Genomic DNA, 23,346 nt, shown 5'->3' with positions numbered 1-23,346 from the left:
CCGCGGCACCCGCGTTGCTGCGTTCCCCCCCGGCCCGGAGTACCCACTCCCACCCGAGGGACCAACGATGACGTCCGCGACCCTGACCGAGAGCCGGCACGAGGTGAAGACCCGCCTCCCCCGGAGCATCGATACCACCCCCCCGAAGCCGCTGGCCACGTTTCTGGGCCTGTTCAGTCTCGGCCTGGGACTGGCCGAGGCGCTGAAGCCCCGCGGCATGGCCGGCGCAACAGGCGTCCACTCGCCCAACCTCCTGCGGGCCTACGGCCTCCGCGAGATCGCGAGTGGGGTCGGCATCCTGGCGAGCCGCAACCCGGCCGTCTGGTTGTGGAGCCGCGTCGGCGGCGACGCGATCGACCTCGCGACCCTGGCGTCCGCGTACGGCGCGGCCGGCGAGCGCGACCGCAGCCGGATCATGGCCTCGGCCGTGGCCGTCCTCGGCGTCACCGCCCTCGACGTCCTGTGCGCCGCAGACCACACGTACGACCCGGTCGAGAACTGACCCGCCCCCGCCCGCACCCCACCCAACGATTTCGGAGAAGGCACATGAAGGCACTCTGCTGGCACGGCAAGGGCGACGTCCGATGCGACACGGTCCCGGACCCGAAGATCGAGGACCCGACCGACGTCATCATCAAGGTGACGTCCACGTGCATCTGCGGGTCCGACCTGCACCTGTACGACTTCTACCTCCCGGCGATGAAGCCCGGCGACATCCTCGGCCACGAGCCGATGGGCGTGGTCGTCGAGGTCGGCAGCGCGGTGACGAAGCTGAAGAAGGGCGACCGCATCGTCGTCCCGTTCGACATCGCGTGCGGCGAGTGCTGGTTCTGTCAGAAGGAACTGTACTCGTGTTGCGACAACACGAACCCGAACGCCAAGGTCGCCGAGGCGATGATGGGGCACTCCCCGGCCGGGCTCTACGGGTACAGCCACCTGACCGGCGGGTACGCGGGCGGGCAGGCGCAGTTCCTCCGCGTGGTGCGGGCCGAGGCGAACGTCCTGAAGCTGCCCGACGGCATCCCGGACGAGAAGGCGGTGTTCCTGTCCGACATCTTCCCGACCGGGTACATGGCGGCCGAGAACGCCGAGATCCAGCCCGGCGACACGGTCGCGGTGTGGGGGTGCGGGCCGGTCGGTCAGTTCTGCATCCAGAGCGCGTGGATGCTCGGGGCGGGCCGGGTGATCGCCATCGACCGCGTCCCCGAGCGGCTCCGGATGGCCGAGAAGTACGGCCGGGCCGAGGTCGTGAACATGGACCAGGTGACCGTGTACGACAAGCTCCAGGAGCTGACCAAGGGCCGGGGCCCGGACCGGTGCATCGACGCCGTCGGGTGCGAGGCCCACGGCACCGGGTACGTCGACGCGGTGATGGACAAGGGGAAGGCGATGGTGGGCCTGGCGACCGACCGGGCGCACGCGCTGCGGGAGGCGATCATGTGCTGCCGCAAGGCCGGCACCGTGTCCATCCCGGGCGTGTACATCGGGTTCCCGGACAAGATCCCGATGGGCGCGGCCATGAACAAGGGGCTGACGTTCAAGATGGGCCAGACCCACACCCAGCGGTACACCGGCAAGCTGCTGGAGAAGATCATGCGGAACGAGATCGACCCCTCGTTCGTCATCACCCACCAGTTGAAACTCGAGGACGGCCCCGGGGCGTACAAGATCTTCCGCGACAAGCAGGACGAGTGCATCAAGGTCGTCCTCAAGCCGTAGGGCGAAAGAAGCACGACACCCGAAGCACGAAATCCGAAAGGAAGTCCGCCGCCGGGTGTGACTTCCTTTCGGATTTCGTGCTTCGGATGTCGAACCGACTGAACCCGGGTGCGGGCGGGGGTGTCCGTGCGGTGCCACACGGAGCCCCGCATGTACCCCAGTCGCACCCGGGCGGCCGCCATCGCCCGCGACACGCTCGACGTCCTCGCCGCCGGCCGGTACGCCAACCGCGCCGGCGCGACCGTTTTCATCCGCGACCACCTCGAAGCGGCGGTTCGGGGCACCGTCTCGTACCCGCCCGACGAGTACCCCCCGCCGTTCGCGGCCGTCGGCCGCCCGACCGCGTTCGAGGTCGTGAACGACACGGCCCTCGAAGCGTGCCGCGCGCTCGTCGCCGCGGGGCTCAACCCGGTCGCGCTGAACTTCGCGTCGGCCCGGCGCCCCGGCGGCGGGTTCCTCGGCGGCGCACGGGCGCAAGAGGAGTCGCTGTGCCGGGCGAGCGGGCTGTACCCGTGCATCAACGGCAACGCGATGTACCGGTTCCACGCGACGCTCCCGGGCGGGTGGTACTCGAACTACGCGATCTACTCGCCGGCCGTGCCGGTCATCAAGGACGACGCGGGCGAACTGCTCGACGAGCCGTACCGGTGCGCGTTCGTGACCGCCCCGGCGGTGAACGCCGGCGTGATCCGCGACCGCGACCGCGGGCCGATCGCCGACGAGATGCGGGACCGGATCGACAAGGTGCTGGCGGTCATGGCGGGCCACGGGCACGACGCGGCCGTCCTCGGCGCGTGGGGCTGCGGGGTGTTCAAGAACGACCCGGAGGTGGTCGCGCAGCACTTCGCGAAAGCCCTCCGCGGCCGGTTCCAGGGCGCGTTCGCGAGGGTCGTGTTCGCGGTCCTCGACTCGTCGGCCGACCGGCACTTCATCGGCCCGTTCGCCGAGCGGTTCGGAACCGGGTAGGGCCGTTCCGGGGCGGGCCTGCGGATTTGGGCGAGCGGGGGACGTCAGTCCCCCGGTAGGTGAGAATGACAGTTCTACCGGGGGACTGACGTCCCCCGCTCGCCAAGCAAGACGCCCAAATCCACAGGGGCATCCCCGTACCGTGTTCGGATTGCACCGCCGGGCCGCGGTGGTTTAGCATGCCGCGGATTCCGACTCACGGCCACGGAGGGCGCGCCATGCCACGGCGGATTGTTCTCGCACTGTCTGTTCTCGCGGCGATCGGGCTGACCGTCGCGGCGATGCCCCAGCCGCCCGCCGCGCCCCCCGCCGAGCCCGCCCCGCCCCGCGCGCTTCCGGGGATGGCGACCACCCCGGTACCGCAGCCGCAGCCGGCGCGGGAGGTTGCGGAGGCGCCGCTCAACCTGTTCGAGCCGCTCAGCGCGTACCCGCACCAGACCCAGGCGGCCGTTCGCGCCGTCCTCCTCGCGGGGAACTGGATGACGCGCATGAACCAGTCGCAGGGGCGGTTCACGTACGGGTACGACCCGGCGCTGCGGCAGGCGCTGCCCGGCGACCACGACCTGCGGCAGGCCCGCGGCGCGCTCGGGCTGGCGCAGGCGGCCCGGTTCACCGGCGACGAGAAGCAGGCCGCGATCGCGAGCCAGGCCGTGCTGACGCTCCTCGCCGCGACCCGGCCCGACCCGGCCGACGCGAACTGCCGCGTCCCGGTCCACTCCTCGGTGCTGTGCAACCGCGTCGGGTTCGCGGCCACCGTCGCGCTCGCGGTCTACGAGCTCCCTGCGGCCGACCCGAAGTTGCTCGGCGAGGCCGAGCGGCTGTGCGAGTTCCTCCGCCGCCAGTGCCGGCCCGACGGGTCGGTCCACTACACCGACAACCCGACCGACGACCCCACGAAGACCGACCCCGAGGGGGTAAACGAGTACCCCGGGCTGGCGCTCCAGGCGATCGCCGCGAGCAGCCGCGTGAAGCCGGCGGCGTGGAAGACCGAGGCCGTGAAGAAGGGCGGCGAGCACTACCGGGCCGCGTTCCGCGCCCGCCCGCACCCGCTCCTCGCCGCGACGGTCGCCCCGGCCCTCGCCGAACTGTACGTCCAGACGAAGCTGCCCGACGCGGCCGCCGGCGTGTACGAGTTGAACGACTGGCTGTGCGGGATGCAGGTCCCGGGGAACGACGCGCGGGTGCCGCAGTGGGCCGGCGCGTTCCGCGGCGTCACGGCCGGCCGCGTGACCGAGGCCGCGCCCGGCCCGGAGACCGGGGTGTACGTTCAGAGCCTCGCGTACGCGTGCGTCGTGACGCGCCTGACCCCGGACCTCGACCGGCACGCGAAGTACAAGGCCGCGGTCGGCGACGCGGTGCAGTTCCTCACCGGGCTGCAGTACAGCGAGGCGAACACCCGGCACTTCGAAACCACGTTCCGGGCGAACATGCTCATCGGCGGGTTCCACGTCTCGCCGCTCGACGGCGACCTGCGGATCGACGCCACGGGCACCGCTTTATCGGGGCTCGTGCGGTACCTCGGCTCCGGTGCCGAGAAGTGACACCAAGTCCGATTGATTCGTGGCTGTTCTGTAGCCGGCCTCTGTGAGGCCGGGCCTCGGGGAGTCCCTCAAGCACCGGCCTCACAGAGGCCGGCTACAGATCGCAATCAACCGGCCTCGGTATGACCTGCACCCGGCCCGCGGTCGCCCCACACGGAGGTTTCCCGATGCGCGCCCTGCTGTGTGCCGCCCTCGCGCTCGCCGTTCTCCTCCCGGCGACGGCGCAGGACAAGCCGGACGAGCTGGTGAAGGCCGCGGTGACCGCCGCGGGCGGGGCCGAGGCGCTCGCCAAGTACCCGGCCGGCCGCGCCGCGGGGAAGGGGACGCTCTTCTTCCCGACCGCCAACCGCGAGTTCACGTTCGAGCACGCCCACCACACGCCCGGCCGGTTCCGGTCCCGGGTCACCTGCGAGGCCGACGGCGGCCCGGTCGAGTTCCTCCAGGTCGTCGACGGGGCGAAGGCGAGGCAGCGGATCAACGGCCGGGCGGTTCCGCTGACCGACGCGGGTGTCCGCGACCTCCAACTCGCGGTACTCTTAAATGAGGTGGCCCAGTTGGCCCCGCTGACCGCGGACCGGAAGTTCGTGCTGCGGGCCGACCGGCAGCTCCGCGGGCCGGACGCCACGGGGCTCGTCGTGCTGGTCCGCGGGTTCCCGGACCTGCGGCTCGCGTTCGAGCGCTCGACCGGCCACCTGACGCGGGTCGCGCACCGGAGCGTCGACCCCGAGACCGGCCGAGAGGGCGACCTCGAAACGACCTTCTCCGAGTTCAAGGAGGTCGCCGGCCTCGTCCGCCCGACCCGCTCGGTCGTGACCCGCGACGGCCGCAAGGTCGCCGAGATCGTGGTCGAGAAGTTCACGCCCCTGGAGCGGATCGACCCGGACGCCTTCGCCCTCCCCGACTGACCCGACCCCGGTGCCGCTGGGGTCGCCCGAGACGCCAGCCATGCCGCCGATTCAGTTCGTGGTCGACCGCCGGGAACACAACAAGACGCTCGCCGCCGCGCTCAAGATGCGGTACGGGCTGAGCTGGTCGCAGGCCAAGCGGCTCGTCGAGGGCCGGCACGTCAAGGTGAGTGGCCAGGTCGAGCCCAACGTGGACCGGCGGCTCCAGCTCGGCAAGCGGATCGAACTCGCGGCCGGGTCCATCGAGCTGCCGCCCGAGGAGCGGAAGCGGCTCGCCGACAAGGCCCAGAAGAAGGCGCAGAAGTCCGCGAAGAAGCCCGCCCCCCCCGCGAAGGCCGGCAAGAACGCGGCGAAGAAGGCGCCCCCGGCGGTCCCGGTCCCGGGCCTGCCCGCGTCCGTGATCGTGTACGCGGACGACGCGGTGGTCGTCGCGAACAAGCCGGCCGGGCTGACCACGATGCGGCACAAGGACGAGGCCGAGGAGTTCGGCTCGCGCGCGCAGAAGTTCCTGCCCAAGACGCTCTCCGACCTGCTCCCGGTCGCGGGCGGCGCGCCCGGCCCGACGCGCCCCCCGCGCCACCCGCGCGCCCGCCCCACCCGCGGGCAAGCCGCTCACCGCGGTCCACCGGATCGACCGCGACACGAGCGGCCTCGTCGTGTTCGCCCGCAGCCGGGCCGCTGCCGAGCACCTCACCCAGCAGTTCCGCAAGCACACGGTCGAGCGCACCTACGTCGCGCTGACGCGGGGCGTCCCCGCCTCGAAGCGGATCGACTCGGTGTTCGTCGACGACCGCGGCGACGGCCGCCGGGGCAGCGCGACGGGCGCGGCGGCCGGCGGCAAGCGGGCCGTCACGCACGTCCGCGTGACCGACGCACTCGGGACGCACGCGCTGGTCGAGTGCCGGCTCGAAACGGGCCGCACGCACCAGGTCCGCATCCACCTGGGCGAGAACGGCACGCCGCTGTGCGGGGAGAAGGTGTACGACCGGCCGCTCAACGGCCAGCCGGCCGCGGACGACACCGGCGCGAAGCGGCCGATGCTCCACGCCGCCCGGCTCGGGTTCGTCCACCCGGTCAGCGGCACCGCCCTGAGCTGGGAGGTGCCGCCGCCCGCGGACTTCGAGGCGCTCCTGACCGAGTTGCGCCAGAAGGCGACGTGAGCCGATTCCGATGGATCGTTCCCGCTCTGTAGCCGGCCTCTGTGAGGCCGGGCGTAGGCGATTCCCACAGGCCAGGCCTCACAGAGGCCGGCTACAGAACGGAGAGCGATCACCTCGATCTCGTATCACAAAGGCCGGTTCCAGCAAGCAATCAATCTAACCTGGTGTGAGCTACGCCGCGGCGACCGGCTCCGGCGCGTCGGCGCCGCGCCCGGGGGCGGGTTGCTGCGGCACGGCGACGACCGCCGAGGTCCGCACCCGGCCCGCCAGCACGAGCGACACGAGCGTGAACAGCACCGCCACCAGCCCCACGGCCGGGAAGCCGGTCATGGTGCCGTCGGCGTGCTTGGTGACGAGCGACCCGGCGACCAGCGGCGCGATCCCGGTCGAGAGGTGCTGCACGGCGGTGTTCAGGCTCATGAACGCGCCGCGGTTCTGCGGCCGCGCCGCACCGAGCAGCATGGCTTGGGCCGGCACCATTCGACCCGCTGCACTCACCATGAACAGGCTGAACGCGGCGGCCCCGACCCATAGCGGGCCCGGGGGCAGGTTCGTCACGACGAGCGCCGCAATCATGGTGATCGCGCCGAGCACGCGGAACAGCGTGAGCCGCGGGAACCGGTCGGCCATGCGGCCCACGAACCCCATCCCGATCAGCGTGAACACCCCGGCCGCGCAGTACAGCACGGCCATCTCGTTCTCCGTCCACCCGTTCAGGGTCGAGAAGTACGGCGCGATGAACGAGGCCACGGTGAACGTGCCCAGCGCCAGGAAGAAGCTGAACGCGAACGCGCGGCGGTGGTTGGGTTCGGCGGCCACGGCCCGGAACTCGGCCCAGGTGCCGCCCCGAACGTGTGCGAGGTGCCCGCGGACCTGCGGCAGGCGCACCGCGGCCAGCACCCACACGACCGCACTCAGGGCCGCCAGCACGACGAACGGAGCCCCGCGGCCGAAGTGGTCGGCGAGGACGAGGCCGATCGGCAGCCCGACGATGCTCGCGACCGCGAACGCCGACGTGAGCGCCCCCGTCGCCCGGCCCCGCTTCTCGGCCGGGAACACGTCGCCGATCACGGCCATGATCGACACGGAGGCCAGCCCGCCGAACACGCCCGCGAGGGTCCGCGCCACCAGGAGCCACACGTAGCTCGGGGCGAGGCCGCACAGGAGCGTGCTGAGCGCGAACCCGCCGTACATGCTGAGCAGCACGGACCGGCGGTCGAACCGGTCCATCGCGAGGCACCCGACGAAGCTCGCGACGCCGGCCGCGATCGCGTACACTGCCACGATCCACCCGAACTCGGTCGGCCCGATGTCGAGTTCCGCCATCAGCCGCTTCCCGAGCGGCATGATGATGACGAAGTCGACCATGTGCGTGAACTGGATGGCGACGAGCACGAGGATCAGCGCCCACTCCCCACGGGTGATCTTCGGCGGCGTGCGACGCGGGGGCGGTGCGGCTTCGGACATCTCGACGTCTCTCCGGGACCGGGCGACAGAGGGATACCACACTTCCCGTGCCGAATTACATGGCAGTCGGGAGAGGGGAGAGATGGGCGTGGGAACTTGCGGGTTCGCGCGCCGGTTACGCCTCCGCCACCGGGATCGGGAGCACCTCGAACAGCGGGTGCGCCACGAACAGTTCCCAGGCCGCGTCGCGCTGCTCGGGCGTCACCTCGTCCTGGCACAGGTCCCACCACTCGCGCCACAGTGCCGGTCGGAGGCTCATCGGCCACGGCAGCGGCGGCCCGAGCGCCGCGACGGCTTCAACGAAGTGCCCCTCGGACAGTCCGGCCAGTTCCGGCGGGAACACCTGGAACGGGTTCATTGTCGCATGGGCCCGGGCGGTCAACTCGTCGCAATGCGCCGCGGCGCTCGCGCGGTCGGCGAACACGCGAACGGGCACGCGCGCCCGGGTGTCGCGGCCGCGGGCGTCGTGGCTCGCGAACCCGCTCGGGTCGATCGCCCGCCGCTGGACGAGAAACCCCGACGGCTCGCCGGAGCCGATCTCGCCGCGGACCTTGAGCACCTCGTAGAAGACGGTCTCGGCCGGGTCGCGGGCGCGGGAGTTGTACCCGAGCCGCTGGCCGTACCCGTACACCCACCACTCGAACTGCTCGGCCTCGCGGCGGTCCGCGTTCAGCCGGTCGCACCGGACCCGGGCGTCCCGCTCGCGGCGGAACAGGGCGTGCGGCATCCCGCCCTCGCGCACCGCGGTGCGGTCCCGGTTGCCCCGCTCCACGAAGCTGATCTCGACCACCAGCCGCAGCGGTTCGCGGTCGACCTCCTCGGCGACGTCGAAGTACCGGACCTTGTCGAGCCCCTGCCAGGCGTGGTGCAGTTGCTCCTCGCTCCAGGTGTGCGAGAAGGCGTCCCACCACTCGCGCCAGTCGCGGTGGCGGAGCTGCTCGACGGGCGGGTCGATGCCCGTGTCGAGGAGCCAGTCGTGGAGCCGGGGCGCGTCGAGGGACGACTGGAAGTACAGCGCCGCGCCGCCGAACCGGAACGGGTTCTCGCCGCGGCGGGCGTCGGCTTCGAGCTGGCGGCGGTGCCCCTCGGCCGCGTCGAACGTGTCGAACGCGAGGATCTCGGACGCGGTCGGGAGCCGGCGGGTGTAGTGGTCCCCGTGCGGGGCCTGGTGCCACCCGAGCCGGCGAACGATGAACTGCGGGTCGGCGTCCATGTGCCACTTCTGTGCTCGATTGAAGCCTTCGCCTCACGCGGGCCGCCACGGAGTGCGGCCCCTACAGATCCGCTTGGTTCGTAGGGGCCGCCCTCCGCGGCGGCCCGCCAACCGCCGATGAGTTCAACCGAGCACCACTTCTGCGGTTGGGACCGGGCTCAGCGCCGGTGGTTCCACTCGGGGTTCGCGTACTTCTCGGCCCGGATCTCGGGCACCCGGGCGAGTTCGGCGGCGGTCCACTCGCCGGGGCGGACCTCGGCCCCGCACTCGGCCGCGAACCGGGCCGCGAGTTCCGCCGCGAACTGGTCACCCGTGACCGGGGTGCCCGCGGCGAGGTCGTTGATCCCGGGCAGCTCCGGTGCGTACTCGCTCCGGTGCAGCAAAAGGCTGCCGTGCTGGAGCAGCGCCCCGTGCTGCTTCCGCTGCGCGCTGCCCGCGACCTTCGACCCGTTCACGGCGAGGTCGCCGGGGGTGTGGTGCAGGAAGCACAGCACGTCGCCGAGCTTCTGCTCCGCGCCGCACACGACCAGCTTCGACTGCACGCCGCGCTCCGCCACGACCGCCCGCACGAGGCGGTGGAACCGGCAGATCCACGACTCGGGCGACGTCGGGGCGCTCGCGGGGAGGGCGAAGCTGTACGTCAACTCGTGGTGGTGCACGATGGTCGCGCCGCCGGTCGAACGACGGACCCACGCGAGGGCTTCGAGGTTCGGCGTGCGGCGGACCTCGGCCGGCTGGAAGTACCCGAGCGACACGGTCGGTGAGCTCCAGGCGTAGAACCGGAGCGACGCGACGCCGGTGTCGCGGGCGGTTTCGAGCAGCGCCTCGTCGGCGGCCATGTTCGTCGGCCCGTCGGCCGCGGCGAACGGGAGCAGGCGGATGTGGTTCATCCAAGAATTATAGGGCCGCCGCCGCCGGAACCGGTGCCGGGCGGCCGTCACACTCCTTGCGTTGCTCCCGCCGACCCCACCGAGTACGCTGAGCGGACATGAGTACGTCCCGCATCCACATCGCGGCGTCGAGCGGCGACCGGGCACCGCAACACGACGGGGGCGGGCCCGCGTCGGTGCTACCAGCCGCCGTCCGTGAACTCGCCGCACTGCCGCCCGCCGACCAGCTCTCCCTCGCCCGCAACCACATGCGCGCCCGGTGGGCGAGCGGCAACCTCGTTCCGACCGAGGCGTACCTCGACGCGCTCCCCGCCCTCGCCGAGCACGCCGCCGACCTCGCGCTCCAGGAGTTCGTGCTGACCGCCGAGCACGGCGTGGTGCCGGACCTCGACACGTTCGCGGCCCGGTTCCCGGCGGTCGCGGACCGGCTCCGCGGCCTCATCGAGCGGTGGGGCGCGCTCGCCGAAGGGGCGGGGCCGGACCGGGCCGCGGCGGGCGACCTCGTCGGGTACGAGATTCTGGGCGAACTCGGCCGCGGCGGCATGGGCGTGGTGTACAAGGCCCGGCACCGGCGGCTCAACCGGCTCGCGGCTCTCAAGATGATCCTCGGCGGGGCGCGGGTCGGGCCGGCCGAGCGGCTGCGGTTCCTCGCCGAGGCCCAGGCGCTGGCCCGGCTCAACCACCCGCACATCGTCCGCGTGTACGAGTCGGGCGAACTCGACGGGTGCCCGTACATCGCGCTCGAACTCATCGAGGGCGGGAACCTCGCGGACCGGCTCGGCCGCGGGCCGATGGCCGACCGCGAGGCGGCCGGGGTGCTGGAGGTGCTCGCGTGGGGCGTGCAGGCCGCGCACGCCGCCGGGGTGGTCCACCGCGACCTGAAGCCGAGCAACATCCTGCTGCGGGCCGACGGGAGCCCGGTCGTCACCGACTTCGGGCTCGCGAAGAACCTCGAGGTCGAGGGGATGACGCACTCGGGAACGGTCCTCGGCACCCCGGCCTACATGGCCCCCGAACAGGCGCAGGGCCGGACCGACGTCGGCCCCGCGGCCGACGTGTACGCGCTCGGCACGATGCTCTACGAGTGCCTGACAGGGCGGACCCCGTTCCAGGGCACGAGCATGGAACTGGTGCTCGCGCAGGTCATGGACAAGCCGCTGCCGCTGACGCACCTCCGCCGCGACCTCGACCCGGCGCTGGAGGCGGTCTGCTTGAAGTGCCTGGAGAAGGACCCGGCGGCCCGGTACGCCACCGCCGCGGACCTCGCGACCGACCTCCGCGGGTTCCTCGCCGGCGGCCGGGTCGCGGCCGCGGTCGTGGACAAGGAGCAGTGGTTCGTGCTGTGGGCCAAGCGGTCCGGGTTCGAGCTCCTCGGCGACCTCGGGGCCGGGGGCAGCGGGAGCCGCGTGTACCGGGCGCGGCAGGCCCGGCTCCGCCGCGAGGTGGCGCTGAAGGTCGCCCCCGCGTCGGCGGGCGAGGGGCAGGCCGCGATGGAGCGGCTCGAGCGGCAGGCCGTGATCGCGTCCGAGGTGAAGCGGCACTACCACGCGGCCGGCCGCGCCGCCCCGCCCGTCGTCGTCGACGTGTACGACCTCGGCGAGCGCGACGGGCTCGTGTACTGCGCGATGGAGTACGCCCCCGGCGGGAGCCTCGCGGCCGTGCTGGAGCGGGTCGCGCCGGCCGACCGCACCCCCCGCGAGGCCGCCGAGTTGGTGCTGAAGGTGGCGGCGTCGCTGGCCGCGCTCCACGCGCTCGGCCACGCGCACGGGAACCTCTCCCCGGGCAACGTCCTCTTCACCGGCGACGGCCGCGCCACGTTCACCGACCTGTCCCGCAAGCCGAGCATGGCGACAGAGGACGTGCTCGGGGTCGGCCGGTTGCTCTATCACCTCCTCACGGGCCGCGCGCCGGACGCCGGGCGGGTCGTCCCGCCGGGGAAGTTGCGGCTCGACGTTCCCGCCCGGCTGGAGGCGATCTGCGTGACGTGCCTCGACGCGAACCCGGCCCGCCGCTACCAGGGCGGGGCCGACCTCGCCGACGCGCTGCAGACGTTCCTGCGCGAGACGCAAGCGGCACCGGGCCCGGTCGCGACCCCGACCGACCGCGGCGTCCCGCCCGGGTACTCGCACATCGAGCCGCTCGGCGACACGCGGCTCGGCCGGCTCGTCAAGGCCCACACCCCGGGCGGCGACACGGTCACCCTCCACCAGATCGACCTCGCCCGGCTCACCCCGAAGGCCCGCGTCCACCTCAGCAAGACGCTGCACCTCGCGGCCAAGGTGCGGCACCCGAACATCCACGCGACGCTCGGCATCGAGGATCACGGCGGGTGGCTCACGGTCGTCCAGGAGTACCTCCCCGGCGGCACGCTGACGCGGCGGCTCGCGAGCGGCCCGCTGACCGCCGCGGACGCGGCGGCGCTGGCGGCCACCATCGCCGACGCGGTCCACCACGCGCACCAGCACGGGCTGTTCCACGGCGACCTCGACTCGGACAAGGTCCTGTTCGCCGCGGACGGCTCGCCGCGGGTGACCGACTTCCGGATCGCCGCGACCGCCGGCACAGGCAGTGCGACCCCGCAATCCGGCGTGCTCGACGTGCAACTCGAGACCCGGGCCGGGTACAAGCCGCCGGAGTACATGCTCCGCGAGCCGATCCTGTTCACGCCGGCCGCCGACGTGTACGCGCTCGGGGCGCTGCTCGCGGAGATGCTCATGGGCGTCCCGCCCGACGGCGTGTTCGGTAACCGCGCCGGGCTGCCGGACCGCAAGTGGATCGGGCTCCACCAGGCCGCGGCGCAGGCGCGGCGGACCGCGACCCCGCCCGGGTCGCTGACCCGGGTGTGCAAGCGCGCGATGGAGTGGCACCCGAAGAAGCGGCACGCGACCGCGGCGCAGTTCGCCGCCCACGCCCGCGGCGGCCGCGTCGCGGGGGAGGGGTGGCTCGCGTGGGTGTTCGGCGGGTGACGCGGGGCGAAGGAGTCCGACGATGACCGAGGGAACCAGTCCGCCGATTGACTTCGTGCGCCAGAGCCGGGCGCACCTCGACTCGCTGCGCGCCGCCGGGGTGACGTTCGTCCCCCGCGGCGCGCCGCTGGAGATCGCACCCGCCCCCGCCGCGGTGCCGGAAGTCGAGGCCGAACCCGCCCCGCCGCCGGACCCGCTCGCTGAGCGCAAGCGCGAGTTGACCGTGCTCGCCCGCGAGGTCGCCGGGTGCAACCGGTGCGAGGGGCTGTTCTCGACGCGGACGCAGACCGTCTTCGGCGTCGGCCCGACCGACCCCGACGTCGCGTTCGTCGGCGAGGCCCCGGGGGCCGACGAGGACCGCACCGGCGAGCCGTTCGTCGGCAAGGCCGGGCAGTTGCTCACGCGGATCATCAACGGGTGCGGGTTCAAGCGCGAGGAGGTCTACATCTTCAACACGCTGAAGTGCCGGCCGCCGGGGAACCGCACGCCGACGCCCGAGGAGTGCGACAACTGCCGGCCGTTCTTCGAGCGGCAGTTCGACCTCGTGCGGCCCCGGCACGTCGTCGCGCTCGGCGGCACCGCGGCCAAGAGCCTGCTCAACACCAGCACCGGCATCACGCGGCTCCGCGGCAAGCTGTACGAGTTCCGCGGGGTGCCGCTGGTCTGCACGTTCCACCCGTCGGCGCTGCTCCGCGACGAGTCCGGGGCGATGAAGCGCGACGTGTGGGAGGACATGAAGCTGTTATTGCGGACGATGGGCCGCGAGGTCCCCACCGTGAAGAAAGCGTAGTGGAGGGGCCGGTGCTCTGGGGGGAGCCCGGGAGGCACGCGGTGTTGGGTGGGAGTTGATCTCTTGTTGGGTGGGGCAGGCATTCTTGCCTGCCTCCAAAAGCTTCCGGAGGCAGGCATTCTTGCCTGCCCCACCACAACCGACTGGCGGGCGTCACGCGAACGCGAGCAGCGCCGAGAGCTCGCCGCTGCCGAGCGGGTTCACGAACTCGCACCCGTGGAGCCAAAGGCCGGCGCTCTCGGCCCTCACGCGGACCACGCGGATCGCGTACTTGCTCGGCACCGCCGACGGCTCGTCGGCCAGTTCGATCGTCAGCTCGGTCCCGGCCTCGAACCGCCTGGCCAGGAGCACGCCGAGACCCGTCATCGACACGTCGCGGACGACCAGCGGCCACTCCTCCTCGATGGCGTTCCCGTTGCCGAACCCGCCCGTGTCGACGGTCGCGCTGGTGCCGACCCCGAGCTTGTGGCGGATCGACGCGCGGCGGTTGTTCGGGCTGAAGTCGCGGGTGAGCGGGGCGGCCGGGGTGATTTCGAGGTCCTCGCCGTCGAACGACGGGCGGGCGGTGAGGTACTTGAAGAACGCGAGGCACGACTCGGGCCGCAGGGCCGGCTTGGGGTTGAGGGCCGCGTAGATGGCCCGGTCCACCCACTCGCCGATCTCGGGCCGCACCGCCCGGGCCGACGGGATCTCGCCCTGGAGCTTCTTGCTCAGGATCGCCAGCGGCCAGCTCGCCTCGAACGGCACCTTGCCGGTCACCATGTTGTAGAGCGTCGCGCCGAGCGAGTACACGTCGCACAGGGGCGTCGCCGCCTTGGCCTCGCCGAACTGTTCCGGGGCCATGTAGTTCGGCGTGCCCAGGACCGCGACGTGCTGCGTCAGGTTCTGGTCGTTGTTGTAGTCCTTGGCCAGCCCGAAGTCGGTGAGCTTGGCGCGGCCGTCGGGCAGCATCAGGATGTTGTCGGGCTTCACGTCGCGGTGGACGATCTGCCGCTGGTGCGCGTAGTGCAGCGCCTGGACGATCTGCGTGATGATGCGGATCGCCTCGTCCTCGGCGAGCGGGCCCGTCTTCTCGATCCGCTCGGCGAGGCTCGTCCCGAGCACGTACTCGTAGACCAGGAAGCTGGTCGAGCCGTCGGTCTCCATCGCCAGCGCGCGGACGATGTTCGGGTGCTCGAGTTGCGTCGAGGCGCGGAACTCCTGCGCCAGCCGGTGGTGCTGGGTCGGGTTCTCGTACAGGGTCGAGCGGAGCACCTTGACCGCGACCGGGAGGTCCGTCGTGAGGTCGCGGGCGCGGTACACCGTGCCGGTCGCGCCGGTGCCGAGGGGCTCGAAGCACTCGTACCGCGTCGTGTGCGGGGGCGGGGTCGGCTTCAGCTCGCGGGTCGACATTCCGGGGGCTCCGGGGCACGGGGCGGGGGCGCGGGTCACCGGGATGCGAGTCCGGTGCCGCCGGTCGGGTCGGTCCGCCGGTCGGGCGTGGCCGGCCGCGCCCCGATCCGGTCGTGGTCGACCTTGCCCGTCAGCTCGTCGTACACGTGCTTCACGTTGTCCTTGTTCATCTGCGGGCCGGCGACGTCCACCCCGGTCCACTCCTTGTACCACGGGAAGTCCAGCGCGGCGGTGATCTCGGCGACCGACTTCTTGTCGTTGATGCCCTTCTGAACGGCCGCCCGCAGTTCGGTGAAGTACCGCTTCTCCTGGGCGATCAGGTCCTTGCGCCGCGGCTTCCCGTGCCCGGGGCAGATGACGTCGACGTCGAGCTTCTCCATCGCTTCGAGGCACTTGATCCAGCTCGCCGAGTTCGAGTGGCCCATGTAGTTGAACGCGCCGTTCACGCAGGCGTCGCCGGTGCAGAGGACCTTGTGCCTCGGGAGGTACGCGACGGCGTCGCCGGCCGTGTGGCTGTGCCCGAACGCCCGGAACACGACGTGCTGCGTGTCGTCCTTCAACTCGTACGTGTCGTCGAAGACGATGTCGGCCTGCTTCAGTTCGTTCTCCTTCACGTCCTTGCGGTCCTTGGCGGCGTCCTCCCACTGCTTCGGCCCGCTCGCCTTCAAGAGCCGGGCCGTCTGCTTGCTGGCGATGATCTGCGCGCCCTCCTTGGCCCACACGCAGTTGCCGTAGGCGTGGTCGCCGTGGTGGTGGGTGTCGAGGACGTACTTGATCGGCTTCTTGGTCGTCTTCTTGATGTCGGCGATGACGTCGGCGGCCTCCTTGGGGAAGTTCGCGTCGATCACCAGCACGTAGTCCTTGAAGACGACCCAGACGTGGTTGCTGCCGCCGAACGGCACCTTGGGGTCGCTGGCCGAGATCGACGAGTACCGGAAGAACACGCCGGGGGCGAGTTCCTTCACGTCGTTGAACTGCATTTCGGGGATGGGGAGCTGCTTCGCCCCTTCGGCGGGCTTCTCCGCGGCCAGGACGGCGAGAGCGAACGCGCCCCCGGCGGCGAGGAAGAGTGCGAGTCGCTTCAGCATCGGGGCGTGCTCGGTGAGTGGGCGGTTCAGATGAGCGTACCCCGCAGTCGCGCAAAAAGAAAGCCCCAGGCGTGTCGCCCGGGGCGTTCTCGTGTCATCGGCGAGGCGGGGTCCGTTACCCGCACGGTGGTGCTAATCCCTCACCTGTGCGCTCGCGTTCACCGCCTGCCAATATTAGAGAGGTTCGAGGTCGAGAAGATTCCGACTGTTCATCGGTCGCTTCGCCGGTCGAACCCCGCTGGATCAGTACCGGCTGCCGCCGCCGCCGTAGCCGCCGCGGCTGCCGCCGCCGCCGCCCGCACCGCCGCCGTAGCCGCCGCGGCTGCCGCCGCCGCCCGCACCGCCGCCGTAGCCGCCACCACCGCCGCCGCCACCCGTCCGGGGCCGCTCTTCGCGGGGCTTGGCCTCGTTCACGGTCAGGGTGCGGCCGCCGAGCTGGGCGCCGTTCATGGCGGCGATCGCCTCGTCACCGCCGCTGTGCATCTCGACGAACGCGAACCCACGGCTGCGGCCGGTCTCGCGGTCGCTGACGATCTGCGCGCCGAGGACGGTCCCGTACTGGGAGAACGCCTGGACCAGTTCGTCGCTGGTGGTCTGGAACGAGATGTTCCCAACGTACAACTTCTTCGACATTGAAACTTCCTCACCCGGGCCTAAAGCCCGGCGACACTAACGGTGCGCGGAAATCCCGCGCGGGAGAACAGGGGCGGACGACTTCGGGCCGGCTCGCCCGGGACACTCACCGCTGCCATGTGGCAGTGTGCGCGCGTACCGGGCGACGAGGGCGGTTCCTCTGCGGCGTTACCAGCTTGACTGTCTTGGAGGCTGTGAGGGGTAGCTCAGAGTCAGAAGACCAAGAAGGGTCGAAGCGAGATAGCGGCAAAGCGATTCGTAGCTCCTGAGCGAGTGGCACTCGCCACCCGTCACTAAGATCATACGCGCGATTCGAGAAAATAAAAAGCCCGAAATCGTCGAGATTGCGAGTTTCGCGATTGAGATTTCGAGTTCCGCGGGTTAGGCCGGGTCCGCCGCGTGCGTGCCCTTGTGAACTCGAAACCTGGAACGCGAAACTCGCACCCCCCGCGTCACCCCCGAACCGGGGTCGGGTACTCGCCGGGCGCGGCGGTCCGTTCGAGCCGCCGGCCCTCGCGGACCACGACCACCGGGGCCGGGACGCCGACCGGGTGCTGCGTCAGCGTCCGCTGGAGGTCGTCGATGCTCGTCACCGGCTTCCCGGCGAACCCGACGATCACGTCCTCGATCCACAGGCCCGCGGTCTGCGCCGGGCCGTCCTCTTCGAGCATCACGATCTCGATGCCGGTCTTCTGGTCGAGGCCGTACCGCGACCGCAGGTCCGGCGCGAGCGGCACCTGCCGGGCGTGCAGCCCGAGGTAGCCGCGGACCACGCGGCCGTGCCGGAGCAGTTGCGGGAGGATCGCCTTCGCCGTGTTCACCGGCACCGCGAAGCAGATGCCCTGCGCCGGCTGGATGATCGCCGTGTTGATGCCGACGACGCGGCCGTGCGAGTCGACGAGCGGCCCGCCGCTGTTCCCGGGGTTCAGCGCCGCGTCGGTCTGGATGACGTTGTCGACGAGGTGCCCGGACACGCTCCGCAGCGTGCGGCCGAGTGCCGAGATCACCCCCGCGGTGACGGTGGACTCGAACCCGAGCGGGCTGCCGATCGCGACGGCGAGCTGGCCGACCTTGAGCTTCGCCGAGTCGCCGAGCGACGCGAACGGGAACGTGTTCCCCTCGACCTGCACGACGGCGAGGTCGGTCCACGGGTCGTTGCCGACGACCCGGCCGGTGAGTTCCGAGCCGTCGTTGAGCCGCACGCGAACCGTGTCGCTGCCCTGCACGACGTGGTGGTTCGTGAGCAGGAAGCCGTCCGGCGTGAACAGCACGCCCGAGCCGCTGCCGCCGCGGCCGCCCTTGCCGACGCGGAGGTTCACGACCGCGGGGCGGAGCTTCTCGGCGACGCTGACGACCGCCCGCGAGAAGGCGTCGAGCACGTCCTCGTCGTGTGCGGGTTGCGGCGCGGCGGGCGGCGTCGGCTCGAGGTCTTCGCCGCCGTTGGTGATGAAGTGCTGCCAGAATCGGGACACGGTGATCCCTCCGGTTTGGGGTGCCGTATTCTATCCCGACCGGACAAGGGACACTGACATGGCGAAGTCGCAGCGCATCATCCTGTTCACCGCACCCACCGCCGAACGCGCGAAGGCCGCAGAGGTCGCATTCTCCGCCGCCGCGAGCCGCATGGGGCTGTCGTGGTCGATCCGCTCGCGCGCCGCCGACGCGCTCTCAGCAGAGGCGCTCGTTGGGGTATCGGTGCTCGTCGTGGTAGACGCACCGGACCTGTCGCCGGCCTTCGAGGGCAAGCTGGAGCGCGTCGCGGGCGGCGACCTGGAACTCGAAGTGAACAAGCTGTTCGCACGGATGCTCGGCGGGAACGATCAGGCCGTCGCGGCCCCGCCGCCCCCGCCACCGCCGAAGAAGGTTCACACGGTGAAGGTGGGCCGCGAGACCGCCGGCCGCAAGGGGAAGGGCGTCACGGTGGTGTGGGAGCTTCCGCTCGGCGAGGAGGCGCTGAAGGACCTCGCGACCAAGCTCAAGAACGCTTGCGGCAGCGGCGGCACCGCGAAGGACGGCCGCATCGAGATCCAGGGCGACCACCGCGACAAGCTCGTCGCCGAACTGGAGAAGCTCGGGTACAAGGTGAAGCGCGCCGGCGGGTGAGCGAGAGAAGCGATGGCACGCGGATGACGCGGATCAAGGGCAGGATCGAAAGCCGATCAGAGGGAGTCTGTTCCTTGAAATGCAATCTGGTCCGATCCTCTTCATCCTGTCCTTGATCCGCGTCATCCGCGTGCCATCGCTTCTCTTCAGCACAGCCCGGCCCACGACGCTTACGACTCCCGAGTGGCCAGCTCGAAGAGGTGCCGGGCGGCGCGGCCGCTGATGACGCCGTGCTTGAGCAGCTCCGCCGCGATCAACTCGACCGCCCGCCACGTCTCGTCGTCGCCGAGCATCGCCTCGACCTTGCTGAGCAACCGCTCCTCGTACCGCGGCGCGGCCCGCTCAGACTTCCGCTCCAGCACCAGCCGGCGGACGTACCGCAGGTCTTGGTTGGCGGCGTTCAACTCGTAGGTGCCGGTGTGCCGCGCCTCGGCGGCGAGCCCGGCGAGTGCGATGAGGCACTCGCGTTCGAGCGCGTCCTCGGTCGGCTTGAACCGCCCCTTGGCGAACTCGCACTGGCCGAGGCGGTCGCGGTTCGGGAGCACGCTGACGCGATGTACCGGCCGCCCGAGGCACAGCGCAACGACCGCGTGCCCCGCCTCGTGGTACGCCGTGACCGGATCGTGCTGGGGGGCGTCAGGCATTCTCAGCCGATTTCGGGGTCAAATGTCGGAGTGCGAGCGAATCATGACGGCCTGGCCTCGGCAAGCCGGTTTCCACCCTGATCGAAGCGCCTCACGAATCGCGTCCGCGATGCGCTTGGGAGTGAACGTATCGGTGGCCGCCGCATACCCATCCAAGTAGCGGCAATTCGGGTGACGGTCTCCAACAACGGTTAGAACCTGTCCTGGACCCGGTTCAGACCAAACGGTAGCGACAAGCAACCCGTCGTAACCCGTCTGGTAGAACACTTCAGCACGGACACGCCAGCGATACGCCTCCCCATCCACGACGATGCGCCGCGAGTATTTCTTCGAGATCGCCACGGCTCACCTCTTTACCCTGAGCACTCGCCGCACCGCCCGGAACCAGTCCACCTCGATCCAGTCGTCGCCGAGCGGCATGACGCGGTGGTGCCGCCAGCCGGCCAACTCGAACTCCCCAGCCATCGTGTCGCCGCGGACGCCGTTGCTCGTGTGGATGATGACCGGGCACACCGGCGGCAGGTTCGCAAGGTACTTTGCGACATCGAGACCGTCGCCGGGGTCGGTGTCGCCTTCGGGTTCCAGGTCGTGATCGAGCGAGATCAACCGAGCCGCAGCAAGGTGCGACTCCACCTCCGCGATCATCCGGTGGGCGTCGCGCCACACGATGAGTTCGATCCCCAACCGCTCGGCCGCGGCGCGAAACCGGATGAGGCGCTCGGCGTCATCTTCGAGCATCAGAACGGTGTGGGTCACGACTTCCCGCCCGGCTTGCGGCGGAGTTGCTGCAGTTCGCGCCGCAACCGCTCGATCTCGGCTTCAGCCGCATTCGCACGCTCTGCCTCGGCGTCCGCCCGCTCGGTTTCTGCCGACGCCTGGAGTGCCAGTTCGGTCGGCGTCGGGAGGCGCTCGCCGGTGTCCGGGTTCCACAGGCGGAGTTCGTCGCCCACGCGCTCCAGGTGGAGGCCGAGGGTCTGGCTCGGGAGCCGGCCGTCCACGAACTTGATCGGCCGGAACTTCTCCTTCCCGCGGCGGTAGCCCTGGAACGACGGCTTCAGGTACTCCTGCTTCGGGTCGAACAGGAAGTACTCCTTCACGCCGAGCTTCTCGACGTACAGGTTGTACTTCTCCTCGATGTCCTCCAGCATCGTCGTCTTCGACGTCAACTCGATGACGAAGTCGAGGCCGCGGCCCTCCTCCCAGAGCAGGTAGTTCTCGCGGCGGTGGTTGCCGATGCCGGGCACGACGAACACGTCCGGCGCGACGTGGACGCGGCGGTTCCCCTTCACGTAATGCACGAGCAGGTTGCCCGAGACGTACACCTTCGGGCGGTCGCGGAACCACCACTTCAGCGTCTCGATGAGCGCGAGCATCAGGTCGCGGTGCAGGTCGGTTTCGGCCATGGGCTTGCCGTCCGAGGTCGGGTAGTCGTTCTTCGGCTGCACCGCGCCGGCCTTCATAATCATGCCTCGACCCTCTCGACGATCATGGCGACAGCGTTGCCCCCACCGAGGCACAGCGACGCCAGGCCGTACCGCTTGTTGCGGTGGTGCAGGGCGTGGACGAGCGTGGTCAGCACCCGCGCGCCGCTCGCGCCGATCGGGTGGCCCAGTGCGATCGCCCCGCCCACCACGTTCACCTTCGACTCGTCCAGGTCCAGGCCCTTCCCGCACGCGAGCATCTGCGACGCGAACGCCTCGTTCAACTCGAACAGGTCGATGTCTCGGACCGAGAGCTTGGCCTTCTCGCACACCATTTTCACCGCCGAGACGGGCGCGATGAAGATGTCCTTCGGGTTCACCCCGCTCGCCGCGTAAGCGACGATGCGGGCCAGCGGCGTCGCCCCGGCCAGCTCGATGAACCGCCCGGACGCGACGACCAGCGCCGCCGCCCCGTCGCTGAGCTGCGAGGCGTTCCCGGCCGTCACGGTGCCGTCGGACTTGAACGCCGGCTTCAGCTTACCCAGACCTTCGACCGTGGTGTCGGAGCGGATGCCCTCGTCGCGCTCGACCGGCGGCACCGGCTTCTTGCTGTTCGGGAACGTCACCGGCACGATCTCGGCGTTGAACGCGCCGCACGACCACGCCACGCTCGCCCGGTGGTGGCTCTGTGCGGCGAACCGGTCCTGGTCGGCGCGGCTCACGTCGCACTTCGAAGCGATGTGCTCGGCCGCGTCGCCCATCGGCCAGTTCTCGAACGCGCACCACAGCCCGTCGCGGACCAGTGCGTCCTGCGTGGTCTGGTCGCCGTACTTGTACCCCTGCCGGACCCCCTGGAGCAGGAACGGCGCGCGGCTCATGCTCTCCATGCCGCCGGCGACGACGAGCGAGGCGTCGCCGGTCCGGATGCTCTGGGCCGCGAGCATGACCGCCTTCAGGCCGGACCCGCACACCATGTTCGTGGTGTGCGCCGGGACCGTGTCCGGGACGCCCGCGAGGATCGCCGCCTGCCGCGCCGGGGCCTGCCCGACGCCGGCCTGCACGACGTTCCCCATGATGACGTCCTGCACCTGCGCCGGCTCGACGCGGGCGCGCTTCAGCGCCTCGGCGATCGCGACGGCCCCCAGCTTCGGGGCCGTCAGTTCCGACAAGCCGCCGAGGAACTTGCCGATCGGGGTGCGGACCGCGGAGAGGATGTAAGCGTCCATGTGCTGGTTCCCGAGCGTTAGGGGGCGGCGAAGATGTCGTCGAGTGCCGTGCGGGTGATGTCCGCGAGCAAGTCGCGGTACATGCGGAAGGGGTCGCCGAACACGGCGACCGAGAGCTTCCCGTCGAGCCGCAGCGTGCCGAGGAGGTTGACGGCCTTGTCCTCGTCGTACAGCGACTCGGCGTACACGACCCGCCGGCCCTCGCCGGTGGACTCGCCGAAGAGTCGGGCGAAGTATTGTACGGCGGCGTTCTCGGCCCGGGGGGTCTGCGGGCCGGTGACGATCACCGTCAGCGCCGCCCACTCCTCCGCGGTCATGTCCTTCCGCCACTCCGACACCTGCTTGTGCGTGGCGACCAACTGCGCCTTCGCGGCCGCGGTCGCGTTGGCCAGCACGTCGGGCCGCGACGCGCGGCAGAACGTGTTCAGGTCGTCGCCCGACACTTTGCCGGCTTGCAGCACCTTCGCGGCGAACTCCAGCGACCGCCCGAGGATCCGCTTCTGGCGGGCGAGAGTGTCGGGGTCGTACCCGAACTTCTCGACCCCAGCACCGGCCGCGGTCATGAGCGCCTGGTACTCCTTGAGTTCCTTCACGCGCTCCTCGCCGAGCGGCCGGCCGGGCTCGAACGCGAGGTGCGAGAACAGTGCGAGCGCCGTGTGCGCCACCGCCTTCTGCGCGTGGTACTCGGCGGGGATGACCTTCGCGACGGTCCGCTTGCCGTTCTTGCGGAGGACGAGGTCGTCGCCCGATACGATGATGACCACGGGGACGAGCGAGAGTTCGCGCGTCCGCCCGCCGGCGTACATCGCCCGGCCGGCCGCGTTCAGGGCGAGCAACTCGTCGGGCACTTTCTGCTCCGCGGCCGGTTGCTCCGCCGCGGGCGGTTTCGGTTTCTCGGCGGGCGACATGCCGCTTGTCCCGACCGCCACCAGCCCCAGCACCGCGACCCCGACGACCCACTGAAAACGCATGGCGGACCTCCCGTGTGTGATGCGAGCAGCTTACCCCGGCGCGGCCGGGCGGGCCACGGTCCTGTAACCCGGGGTGGATTCCCGGGTACAGTTGTCTAGGAATCGTGTGTGCCCCTCGCTTCGCTGCTCGGCTGAAGTCGGAGGCGGTTGGCGGGCCGCCACGGAGGGCGGCCCCCAACCCCGGGTGGGTGGTGTGGGGGGCCCCCCCGGGGGGGCCCCCGGGGGGGGCCGCCGCAACAACCCCCCCCCCC

General features: G+C 71.1%; 23 protein-coding genes. 9 read left to right on the top strand and 14 right to left on the bottom strand.

The genetic code is table 11. From position 1 onward, the window contains the following. Nucleotides 1–67 precede the first annotated feature (67 nt). The 5 genes from ACTIGN_RS31015 (at nt 68) to ACTIGN_RS30995 (ending at nt 5,131) form a co-directional block, all read left to right on the top strand. Nucleotides 68–502: a hypothetical protein gene (locus tag ACTIGN_RS31015; protein WP_439631252.1), complete on the top strand. Its 435-nt coding sequence runs from the start codon at nt 68–70 to the stop codon at nt 500–502. A gap of 44 nt (nt 503–546) precedes the next feature. Next, nucleotides 547–1,719, top strand: coding sequence for a zinc-dependent alcohol dehydrogenase (locus ACTIGN_RS31010; protein ID WP_439631250.1), 1,173 nt, complete (start codon nt 547–549; stop codon nt 1,717–1,719). A 150-nt stretch (nt 1,720–1,869) separates the two neighbouring features. Continuing rightward, nucleotides 1,870–2,685: a TIGR02452 family protein gene (locus ACTIGN_RS31005; RefSeq protein ID WP_439631248.1), complete on the top strand. Its 816-nt coding sequence runs from the start codon at nt 1,870–1,872 to the stop codon at nt 2,683–2,685. A 218-nt stretch (nt 2,686–2,903) separates the two neighbouring features. Next, nucleotides 2,904–4,226: a hypothetical protein gene (locus ACTIGN_RS31000; protein ID WP_439631246.1), complete on the top strand. Its 1,323-nt coding sequence runs from the start codon at nt 2,904–2,906 to the stop codon at nt 4,224–4,226. A 167-nt stretch (nt 4,227–4,393) separates the two neighbouring features. Next, nucleotides 4,394–5,131 carry a hypothetical protein gene (locus tag ACTIGN_RS30995; protein ID WP_439631244.1) on the top strand — a complete coding sequence of 246 codons (738 nt, stop codon included), beginning with the start codon at nt 4,394–4,396 and terminating at the stop codon, nt 5,129–5,131. Between the two features lie 51 nt (nt 5,132–5,182). Here ACTIGN_RS30995 and ACTIGN_RS30990 read toward each other — a convergent pair whose 3' ends face one another. Further along, entirely contained in the window at nt 5,183–5,647 is a 465-nt protein-coding gene (locus tag ACTIGN_RS30990) for a hypothetical protein (RefSeq protein ID WP_439631242.1), read from the bottom strand. A gap of 113 nt (nt 5,648–5,760) precedes the next feature. Between ACTIGN_RS30990 and ACTIGN_RS30985 the strand changes: the two genes are divergently transcribed. Then, complete coding sequence (locus ACTIGN_RS30985) at nt 5,761–6,291, top strand: RluA family pseudouridine synthase (RefSeq protein WP_439631278.1); 531 nt, start codon at nt 5,761–5,763, stop codon at nt 6,289–6,291. 171 nt (nt 6,292–6,462) lie between these two features. Here ACTIGN_RS30985 and ACTIGN_RS30980 read toward each other — a convergent pair whose 3' ends face one another. From ACTIGN_RS30980 to ACTIGN_RS30970, 3 genes are all read right to left on the bottom strand, one after another. Then, nucleotides 6,463–7,758: an MFS transporter gene (locus ACTIGN_RS30980; protein WP_439631240.1), complete on the bottom strand. Its 1,296-nt coding sequence runs from the start codon at nt 7,756–7,758 to the stop codon at nt 6,463–6,465. 115 nt (nt 7,759–7,873) lie between these two features. Beyond that, on the bottom strand, nt 7,874–8,971 hold the full coding sequence (locus tag ACTIGN_RS30975; RefSeq protein WP_439631238.1) for a hypothetical protein: 1,098 nt from the start codon (nt 8,969–8,971) through the stop codon (nt 7,874–7,876). Between the two features lie 158 nt (nt 8,972–9,129). Then, nucleotides 9,130–9,861 (bottom strand): lipoate--protein ligase family protein, encoded by a 732-nt coding sequence (locus tag ACTIGN_RS30970; RefSeq protein WP_439631236.1) that lies wholly within the window; start codon nt 9,859–9,861, stop codon nt 9,130–9,132. 98 nt (nt 9,862–9,959) lie between these two features. Between ACTIGN_RS30970 and ACTIGN_RS30965 the strand changes: the two genes are divergently transcribed. Together ACTIGN_RS30965 and ACTIGN_RS30960 are read left to right on the top strand one after the other, a co-directional pair. Further along, complete coding sequence (locus ACTIGN_RS30965) at nt 9,960–12,827, top strand: protein kinase domain-containing protein (RefSeq protein WP_439631234.1); 2,868 nt, start codon at nt 9,960–9,962, stop codon at nt 12,825–12,827. Between the two features lie 22 nt (nt 12,828–12,849). Continuing rightward, nucleotides 12,850–13,617 carry a uracil-DNA glycosylase gene (locus tag ACTIGN_RS30960; protein ID WP_439631232.1) on the top strand — a complete coding sequence of 256 codons (768 nt, stop codon included), beginning with the start codon at nt 12,850–12,852 and terminating at the stop codon, nt 13,615–13,617. A gap of 153 nt (nt 13,618–13,770) precedes the next feature. Here ACTIGN_RS30960 and ACTIGN_RS30955 read toward each other — a convergent pair whose 3' ends face one another. The 4 genes from ACTIGN_RS30955 to ACTIGN_RS30940 all read right to left on the bottom strand — a co-directional run bounded on the left by ACTIGN_RS30955 (nt 13,771) and on the right by ACTIGN_RS30940 (nt 18,202). Then, the gene (locus tag ACTIGN_RS30955) at nt 13,771–15,009 is read right to left on the bottom strand and encodes a serine/threonine-protein kinase (protein ID WP_439631230.1); all 1,239 of its coding nucleotides are present in this window, start codon (nt 15,007–15,009) and stop codon (nt 13,771–13,773) included. A gap of 35 nt (nt 15,010–15,044) precedes the next feature. Then, on the bottom strand, nt 15,045–16,097 hold the full coding sequence (locus ACTIGN_RS30950) for an MBL fold metallo-hydrolase (RefSeq protein ID WP_439631228.1): 1,053 nt from the start codon (nt 16,095–16,097) through the stop codon (nt 15,045–15,047). Nucleotides 16,098–16,340: 243 nt separating this feature from the next. Beyond that, the gene (locus ACTIGN_RS30945) at nt 16,341–16,730 is read right to left on the bottom strand and encodes an RNA recognition motif domain-containing protein (RefSeq protein ID WP_439631226.1); all 390 of its coding nucleotides are present in this window, start codon (nt 16,728–16,730) and stop codon (nt 16,341–16,343) included. Nucleotides 16,731–17,182: 452 nt separating this feature from the next. Next, complete coding sequence (locus ACTIGN_RS30940) at nt 17,183–18,202, bottom strand: S1C family serine protease (RefSeq protein WP_439631224.1); 1,020 nt, start codon at nt 18,200–18,202, stop codon at nt 17,183–17,185. Nucleotides 18,203–18,260: 58 nt separating this feature from the next. Here ACTIGN_RS30940 and ACTIGN_RS30935 point away from each other — a divergent pair, with 58 nt between their 5' ends. Further along, on the top strand, nt 18,261–18,833 hold the full coding sequence (locus ACTIGN_RS30935) for a translation initiation factor (protein ID WP_439631222.1): 573 nt from the start codon (nt 18,261–18,263) through the stop codon (nt 18,831–18,833). 170 nt (nt 18,834–19,003) lie between these two features. Here the strand turns inward: ACTIGN_RS30935 and ACTIGN_RS30930 are convergent, their stop codons facing one another. Genes ACTIGN_RS30930 through ACTIGN_RS30905 form a run of 6 tightly spaced genes read right to left on the bottom strand, consistent with a single transcriptional unit; the run spans nt 19,004 to nt 23,095 of the window. Continuing rightward, a complete protein-coding gene (locus ACTIGN_RS30930) occupies nt 19,004–19,477 on the bottom strand; it encodes a cell division protein FtsH (protein WP_439631220.1) in 474 nt (157 codons plus the stop codon). Nucleotides 19,478–19,495: 18 nt separating this feature from the next. Next, complete coding sequence (locus tag ACTIGN_RS30925) at nt 19,496–19,819, bottom strand: hypothetical protein (RefSeq protein WP_439631218.1); 324 nt, start codon at nt 19,817–19,819, stop codon at nt 19,496–19,498. A 3-nt stretch (nt 19,820–19,822) separates the two neighbouring features. Further along, nucleotides 19,823–20,233 (bottom strand): cyclic-phosphate processing receiver domain-containing protein, encoded by a 411-nt coding sequence (locus ACTIGN_RS30920; protein ID WP_439631216.1) that lies wholly within the window; start codon nt 20,231–20,233, stop codon nt 19,823–19,825. Beyond that, nucleotides 20,230–20,943, bottom strand: coding sequence for a Uma2 family endonuclease (locus tag ACTIGN_RS30915; protein WP_439631214.1), 714 nt, complete (start codon nt 20,941–20,943; stop codon nt 20,230–20,232). Before ACTIGN_RS30915 ends, ACTIGN_RS30920 begins: the two co-directional genes overlap by 4 nt. After that, nucleotides 20,940–22,124 carry an acetyl-CoA C-acetyltransferase gene (locus tag ACTIGN_RS30910; RefSeq protein WP_439631212.1) on the bottom strand — a complete coding sequence of 395 codons (1,185 nt, stop codon included), beginning with the start codon at nt 22,122–22,124 and terminating at the stop codon, nt 20,940–20,942. The genes ACTIGN_RS30915 and ACTIGN_RS30910 overlap by 4 nt, the downstream gene beginning before the upstream one ends. A gap of 17 nt (nt 22,125–22,141) precedes the next feature. Next, nucleotides 22,142–23,095 carry a hypothetical protein gene (locus ACTIGN_RS30905; RefSeq protein WP_439631210.1) on the bottom strand — a complete coding sequence of 318 codons (954 nt, stop codon included), beginning with the start codon at nt 23,093–23,095 and terminating at the stop codon, nt 22,142–22,144. Between the last annotated feature and the right edge of the window lie 251 nt (nt 23,096–23,346).

Source organism: Gemmata sp. (assembly GCF_051859125.1).
In the GTDB taxonomy this organism is placed as follows: Bacteria; Planctomycetota; Planctomycetia; order Gemmatales; family Gemmataceae; genus Gemmata.
The sequence above is the reverse complement of the archived record's forward strand: the minus strand, read 5'-3'. Positions and strand labels throughout refer to the sequence as shown.